Origin of the sequence: Burkholderia sp. Ac-20345, from assembly GCF_017104825.1 — a bacterium.
Taxonomy (GTDB): Bacteria; Pseudomonadota; Gammaproteobacteria; order Burkholderiales; family Burkholderiaceae; genus Burkholderia; species Burkholderia lata_B.
In genome coordinates this window covers 1-3,360 of the sequence record NZ_JAAGPO010000396.1, presented here as the reverse complement: position 1 = coordinate 3,360, position 3,360 = coordinate 1, and the positions used below count along the sequence as shown (strand labels likewise).

Sequence of the window (3,360 nt, the reverse complement as noted above, 5' to 3'; positions counted from 1 at the left end):
GCCGGGCCGGGCACCGCCGGGCGGGGCGTTCAGGCCGCGCCGGGTGGCGCGAATCGTCTGCAAATTGCTGGTAAACACCGTCGGGCCGCCGCCTGGCCGCCCGCGAAAGTTTTCCTGCCGACTGCCGTAAACCTGTTTAACGGCGGTCTCCCCGCCGGTCATTCGTGAGGGACAGGCAGTGCTGATTATCGTGGGAACACTCGTGACGCTGTTGTCCGTCTTCGGCGGTTATGCGCTGGCAGGCGGGCATCTGGGCGCCTTGATCCAGCCGGTCGAGATCCTGATGATCGTGGGTGCCGGTGTCGGCGCGTTCATCCTCGGCAACGGCGGCAAGACCATCAAGGCCACGCTGCGCGTGCTGCCGACCCTCTTCAAGGGCTCGAAATACACGAAGGACGTCTACATGGAGCTGATGGCGCTTCTTTACGTGCTGCTCGCGAAGGCACGCAAGGAAGGCACGCTCACGCTCGAGGCCGACATCGACGATCCGGAAAAGAGCCCGATCTTCACGCAATACCCGAAGATCCTCGCCGATCACCACATCGTCGAATTCCTGACCGACTACCTGCGCCTGATGGTGGGCGGCAACATGAACGCGTTCGAGATCGAAAGCCTGATGGACGAGGAGATCGAGACGCACCACGCGGAAGGCGAAGGCCCCGCGCACGCATTGATGCGCGTCGGCGACGCGATGCCGGCGTTCGGTATCGTCGCGGCCGTGATGGGCGTCGTGCACACGATGGCGTCCGCCGACAAGCCGCCCGCGGTGCTCGGCGCGATGATCGCGCAGGCACTGGTCGGCACGTTCCTCGGGATCCTGCTGTCGTACGGGCTGATCGGGCCGCTCGCGAGCCTCGCGGAGCAGCGCGTCGCCGAGTCGACCAAGATGTTCCAGTGCATCAAGGTGACGATCCTCGCGACGCTGAACGGCTATGCGCCGGCGATTGCGGTCGAGTTCGGCCGCAAGGTGCTGTTCTCGACCGAGCGGCCGTCGTTTTCCGAGCTCGAAGAGCATGTGCGCCGCGTGAAGGCGAAGTGACGCGGAGCGCCCAATGAGCAAGAGCAAGGATCGCGCAATCGTCGTCAAGCGGGTGGCCCCGGCGAAGAAGGGCCACCACGGCGGCGCATGGAAGCTCGCGTACGCGGACTTCATGACCGCGATGATGGCGTTCTTCCTGCTGATGTGGCTGCTGAGTTCGGTCACGCCGGTGCAGCTGAAGGGGATCGCCGAATACTTCAACACGCCGCTGAAGGCCGCGCTGTTCGGCAGCGGCGACCGCAGCTCGCAGGATTCCAGCATCATCAACGGCGGCGGCCGCGACCTGTCGAGCGTCGAAGCCGGCACGCTGCGCCGCACCGACGGCACGACGCAGCTCGCCGAACGCCTCGCGAAGATGGGCGACGAGCATTCCCGGTCGCAGGCGCAGACCGCCCAGGCCGCGCAGGACCGGCTCGAGCAGGCACGCCTGCACGACCTGCAGATCAAGCTGATGGCCGCGATCGAGGCCAACCCGACGCTGCGCCAGTTCAAGCAGCAGATCCGCATCGATTCCACGCTGATGGGGCTGCGCATCGAGATCGTCGATTCGCAGAAGCGGCCGATGTTCGCGATGTCGAGCGACCACGTCGAGCCGTACATGCGCGACATCCTGCGCGAGATCGGCAAGACGCTGAACGACGTGCCGAACCGGATCATCGTCCAGGGCCACACCGACGCCGTGCCGTACGCGGGCGGCGAGGGCGGCTACAGCAACTGGGAGCTGTCGGCCGACCGCGCGAACGCGTCGCGCCGCGAGCTGATCACCGGCGGCATGGGCGAGGCGAAAGTGCTGCGCGTGCTCGGCCTCGCGTCGACCCAGAACCTGAACAAGGCCGACCCGCTCGATCCGGAAAACCGCCGGATCAGCGTGATCGTGCTGAACCGCAAATCCGAAGAGGCGCTGATGCGCGACGATGCGACGACCACGACGCTGTCGGCCGATGCGGCCGGCTCGCAGCAGCTCGCGCAGCAGCTGGCCCCGGCGCCGGCCGCGCGCCCGGCGCTCGCGGCGCTCGCGGCGTCCGCCGTCGCCGTGCCGAAACCCTGACGTTTACGAGATTCCGAGACAGACATGATCCGAACCATTCTCGCCATCGACGACTCCGCGACCATGCGTGCGCTGCTGCAGGCAACGCTGATGCAGGCCGGATACGACGTGACGGTGGCGCCGGACGGCGAGGCCGGCTTCGACCTGGCGGCCACCGTGCCGTACGACCTGGTGCTGACCGACCAGAACATGCCGCGCAAGAGCGGGCTCGAAGTGATCGCCGCGCTGCGCAAGCTGACCGCCTATACGGAAACGCCGATCCTCGTGCTGACGACGGAAGGCAGCGACGCGTTCAAGGACGCCGCACGCGACGCGGGCGCGACCGGCTGGATCGAGAAGCCGATCGATCCCGCCGTGCTGGTCGACCTGGTCGCGACGCTGTCCGAGCCGGCCGCTTCCTGACATTCACGCGACGCATTCAACCCGGGACCGGGCATGACTCTCGACATCACTCAGTTCTACCAGACATTTTTCGACGAAGCGGACGAGCTGCTCGCGCAGATGGAGCAGTTGCTGCTGAACCTCGACGTCGGCTCGCCCGACCCCGAGGATCTGGCCGCGATCTTCCGCGCCGCGCATTCGATCAAGGGCGGCGCGGCGACGTTCGGCTTTTCCGCGCTGACCGATACGACGCACATCCTCGAATCGCTGCTCGACCGCGCGCGCAACCATGAGCTGACGCTGACCAAGGAAATGGTCGACGCGTTCCTCGAGACCAAGGACGTGCTGTCCGACCAGCTCGTCGACTACCGCGCAAGCGCCGAACCGGACGCGGCCGCCGCCGCGACGATCTGCGCGAAGCTCGAACGGCTGAAGGCCGAGAGCAGCGCGGGTGCGCCGGTTGCGCCTGCACCCGCGGCGCCGGTCGCTGCTGCCGTCGCGCCGGTCGCGGAACCGGCCGCCAGCGACGATCGCGCGCCCGACCACGTGATCGAGCAGGCCGTCGCGGCTGCGCATCCGGCGGGCGACGCCGGCGCGGACGAAGGCGGCCCGCACCTGAAGATCACGCTCGTGGGTGTCGATGCGAAGGATCGCGAACTGCTCACCGAAGAGCTCGGCAACCTCGGCCGGATCGTCGGCCGCGAGGAAGCGGGCGGCGACCTGACGTTGTGGGTCGAATCGGACGTGCCGTCCGACGACATCGTGGCCGTGTGCTGCTTCGTGATCGACGAAAGCCAGATCCGCGTGGGGCACGGCACCGCGCCGGCTGCACCGGCTGCCGCGCAGGAAGCCGCGGCACCGGCGGCAGAACCGGCTGCCGCCGCGCAACCGG

The 3,360-nt window shown here is 67.7% G+C and carries 4 protein-coding genes; all 4 read left to right on the top strand.

Going from position 1 to position 3,360, the window contains the following annotated elements; translation table 11 throughout:
• Positions 1–178: 178 nt before the first annotated feature.
• Positions 179–1,039: a flagellar motor stator protein MotA gene (gene motA / locus G3O06_RS47185; protein ID WP_011350592.1), complete on the top strand. Its 861-nt coding sequence runs from the start codon at positions 179–181 to the stop codon at positions 1,037–1,039.
• A gap of 13 nt (positions 1,040–1,052) precedes the next feature.
• Positions 1,053–2,087, top strand: coding sequence for a flagellar motor protein MotB (gene motB, locus G3O06_RS47180; RefSeq protein WP_205820177.1), 1,035 nt, complete (start codon positions 1,053–1,055; stop codon positions 2,085–2,087).
• Positions 2,088–2,111: 24 nt separating this feature from the next.
• Positions 2,112–2,489 carry a response regulator gene (locus G3O06_RS47175; protein WP_011350594.1) on the top strand — a complete coding sequence of 126 codons (378 nt, stop codon included), beginning with the start codon at positions 2,112–2,114 and terminating at the stop codon, positions 2,487–2,489.
• Positions 2,490–2,522: 33 nt separating this feature from the next.
• Positions 2,523–3,360: Hpt domain-containing protein (locus G3O06_RS47170; RefSeq protein WP_205820176.1), on the top strand; the 838-nt coding region annotated here is incomplete at its 3' end.